Source organism: Mycobacterium sp. TH-M11, from assembly GCF_057473725.1.
The window spans coordinates 1-4211 of record NZ_JBYCLD010000205.1 but is presented as its reverse complement, the minus strand read 5'-3'; the positions used below and the strand labels follow the sequence as shown (position 1 = coordinate 4211).

The following is a 4211-nucleotide window of genomic DNA, read 5'->3' as shown; positions in this document are numbered from 1 at the left end:
TTTCAGGTGACGCGATGCAATCAGTGCACCGACGCCCCCTGCGTGACCGCCTGCCCCACCCGGGCCATGTACAAGAGGTCCGACGGGATCGTCGACTTCGACAAGAGCATCTGCATCGGCTGCAAGGCGTGCATGGCCGCATGCCCCTATGACGCCATCTTCATCAACCCGGAAGACCACTCCGCGGAGAAGTGCAACATGTGCGCCCACCGCCTCGACATCGGCTTGGAGCCCGCCTGCGTGACGGTGTGCCCCACCGAGGCGATCCTCGTCGGCGACCTGGAGGATTCCTCGTCCAAAGTCGCCGAACTCATCAACCGTCGGCCTGCTGTGGTGCGACGACCTGAGAAGGAAACCGGGCCGGGGGTGTTCTATCTCGGTGCCCACCAGGCCACCCTGGACCCGCTGGCGGCGCGCCGGCCGGACGGGGGGTTGTACGCGTGGGCGACCCAGGGTCCCGCCGATCCGCAACTGGCGACGTCAGGTCACCCGGTTGGTGCGGTCTCCTCGGCGGCAGCACTGGTGTCCTACGACGTCCCCCACCGCGCCCCCTGGGGTTGGCGGGTGAGTCTCTACACGTGGACGAAAAGCCTTGCCGCCGGCCTACTGATGGTGGCTGTCGGCCTGACGCTGATCGGCGAGAACGACTGGGACGATCCGTTGACACGGTGGATCGCGCCCCTCGGATCGCTGACGTTTCTGGCGATCACCGGCGTCTTGTTGACCTGGGATCTGAAGCACCCGTTTCGCTTCTACCTGATCTTCACCCGACCGCAATGGCGCAGCTGGCTGGTGCGCGGGGCGTTCATGCTCAGCGGTTACGGTGCGATCCTCGGCGTGTATCTGCTGGCGGTCATCTTCGATGTGGGGTGGTTGCAACGGGCCAGCGGAATCCTCGCAGTGCCCTCGGCGCTGGTCACCGCGTACTACACCGCTTTTCTGTTCGCCCAGGCCAAGGCACGCGACTTGTGGCAGAGCGCTTTGCTTCCCGTGCATCTGGTGTTGCAGGCGATATTAGCCGGCGCGGCCGGCCTGCTGCCGTTTCTGCTGGCCGCCGGCTACGCCCCGCACCGTGCCCTGGTCGCCACCGAAGTCATCATGGCGGCCGCCGCCGCGCAAATTCTCTTGGTGTGGGCCGAGGTGGCGATGCCGCACGTCACCGCCCACGCGCACCTGGCGATCCACGAGATGGTCCGGGGCCGGTTCGCACCGTTCTTCTGGGTCGGTATCGGCGGTGTCGCGGTGGCGGTGGCCGCGCCGTGGATCGGTTGGGTCGCCGTGCCGTTCGTGCTGATCGGACTGCTTGCCCACGAGCACGCCTACATCCAGGCCGGGCAGGCGGTTCCGCTGGCCTGAGGAAGGAAACGGATAGCGATGCGCAAACGCGCGGCACCGGAGATCGACCAGCTCGCCAGGCGGGTGTCGGCGGCACGGCGCGCCGTCGAGCAGCGCGGCGAGACCTTCTATCAAGGCCCCAGCGCGGCCCACCTGGCGTCGTTTCCACCCAAAGAACGCTGGGACAACTGGGTAGAGCTGGACTCGCGATCGTGGCCGCGGCGTGTCGAACACAGCTACCTGCTGGTTCCGACGACGTGTTTCAACTGTGAATCGGCCTGCGGGCTGCTGGCCTATGTCGACCGGGACTCACTGCAGGTCCGCAAGTTCGAAGGCAATCCCGAACATCCCGGGTCGCGGGGACGGAACTGCGCGAAGGGCCCGGCGACCATCAACCAGGTCACCGACCCCGACCGGATCCTCTATCCGCTCAAACGCATTGGTCCGCGCGGGGGCGGGCAGTGGCAGCGCGTCAGCTGGGACGAGGCCCTCGATGCGCTCGCGCAACGCCTGCGCGCGGCGATCACCGAGCACCGGCAGAACGAGATCATGGTGCATCTCGGCCGTCCCGGCGAGGACGGCTACACCGAGCGGGTGCTGGCCAGCTGGGGAGTGGACGGCCACAATTCGCACACCAACGTCTGCTCGAGCGGGGGCCGCACCGGCTACCAGTTCTGGATGGGCATCGATCGACCCAGCCCCGACCACGCCAACGCCAAGGTCATCTACCTGATCAGCTCGCATTTGGAGACCGGGCACTACTTCAACCCACACGCGCAGCGGATCACCGAGGCCAGGGCGAACGGGGCCAAGGTGATCGTGCTCGACACCCGGTTGTCCAACACCGCAACCCACGCCGATTACTGGCTTTCACCGCAGCCCGGCAGCGAGGCCGCGATCAACCTGGCCATTGCCCGCCACCTCATCACCACCGGCCGCTATGACAGGGAATTCGTCCGCCGGTGGTGGAACTGGGCGGAGTACCTGCACGCCTGTGCGCCCGAGCTGCCGCCTACCTTCGCCTCCTTCGAAGCCGAACTTCGGCGCTTGTACGACACGTACACTTTCGACTTCGTCGCAGCGGAATCCGGAATTGCCGCACACACGCTGCGGGCGGTGGCCGAAACGGTGGCGCAGGCCGGCACCCGGTTCGCGGCACACTGCTGGCGATCTGCGGCCGCCTCCAATCTCGGCGGATGGCAGGTGTCGCGGACGGTGTTCTTGCTGTCGGCGCTGCTCGGCGCGGTGGGTACCGAGGGCGGAACCTTTCCCAACGCCTGGAACAAGTTCGTGCCCAAGCCCATTCACACACCACCGGATCCGGCGGTGTGGCAGGACCTGAGCTGGCCGCTGGAGTATCCGCTGGCCCAGAACGAAATGTCTTTCCTGCTGCCGCATTTGATCAAAGACGGCCGGGGCCGCCTCGACGTGTACTTCAACCGGGTGTACAACCCGGTGTGGAACAATCCTGACGGCTTGTCGTGGATGGAGGTGCTCACCGACGAGCAGGCCGTCGGCTGCTACGTCGCATTGACCCCGACGTGGAGCGAATCGGCGTATCTGGCCGACTGGGTGCTGCCGATGGGACACGCCTCCGAGCGGCACGACACCCACTCCTACGAGCAGTACGACGGGCAGTGGATCGGGTTCCGGCAGCCGGTGCTGCGTGCCGCGCGACAGCGGCTGGGCGAATCGATCCCCGACACCCGCGACGTCAACCCGGGCGAGGTGTGGGAGGAGAACGAGTTTTGGATCGAGCTGTCCTGGCGGATCGACCCGGACGGCAGCCTGGGCATCCGCCAATACCACGAATCGCGGGCCCGGCCCGGCGAGAAGCTCACCGTCGACGAGTATTACGGCTGGATGTTCGACAATTCCGTGCCGGGACTGCCCGAACGGGCCGCGCACGAGGGTGTGACCGCGCTGGAATTCATGCGCCGCTACGGGGCGTTCGAGATCGCGCGGGGTGTCGGTGCAATCCATGAAAGCCAGGTTCGGCCCGAGGAGTTGCTCGACACGCATATCAGCCCCGCCGGACGGGTGTACACCGCCGCACCCGAACACGACGCCGTCAATACGGTTCCGATCGCCTCGCCGGATCCCGACGAGCAGGGACGGCGGGCCGTCGGTGTTCTCGTTGACGGGCGGATTCTGCGGGGATTTCCGACCCCGTCGGGTCTGCTCGAGTTCTATTCGTCGACGCTGGCGGCATGGGGTTGGCCCGAGCACGCGCTGCCCGGCTACATCACCAGCCACGTTCACCCCGATCAGCTGGCCGATGATCAGGTGGTGCTGCTCTCGACGTTTCGGGTACCCACGCAGGTGCACACCCGAACCGCCAACTCCAAGTGGCTCGACGAATTGGCCCACACGAACCCGGTATGGATTCACCCCGCTGACGCAGCGCGGTTCGGTGTGGCAAAGACCGGCGACCTGGTGCGGGTCGAGACCGCGATCGGGCATTTCGTCGCCAAAGCCTGGATCACCGAAGGCATCCGGCCGGGCGTGGTCGCCTGCAGCCATCACATGGGACGCTGGCGCACCGCGGGCGAGCCGAACGGGGCGCGCGCCATGATGGCCACCGTCGACCTGGACCGGGACGGGTCCGCCTGGTCGATGCGAAGACTGCGGCCCGTCGAACCCTACACAAGCAGCGACCCCGATACGCAACGCATTTGGTGGGGCGACACCGGTGTGCACCAAAACCTCACGTTCCCGGTTCAGCCGGACCCGATCTCGGGAATGCACTGCTGGCATCAGGCGGTGCGGGTGACACCGGCGGGCCGCGATGATCGGGCCGGCGACATCTGCGTGGACACCGCCAAAGCCCGCATGGTGTACCGCCGGTGGCTGGCGATGACGCGCGGTGCGCCGAC

At 66.8% G+C, this 4211-nt stretch carries 2 protein-coding genes; both read left to right on the top strand.

Annotated elements, in window-relative coordinates; all coding sequences use genetic code 11:
- A partial coding sequence (locus AC2VOG_RS08975) for a 4Fe-4S dicluster domain-containing protein (RefSeq protein WP_486939561.1) occupies positions 1–1356 on the top strand: 1356 nt, incomplete at its 5' end.
- A gap of 18 nt (positions 1357–1374) precedes the next feature.
- Positions 1375–4211: molybdopterin dinucleotide binding domain-containing protein (locus AC2VOG_RS08970; RefSeq protein ID WP_486939560.1), on the top strand; the 2837-nt coding region annotated here is incomplete at its 3' end.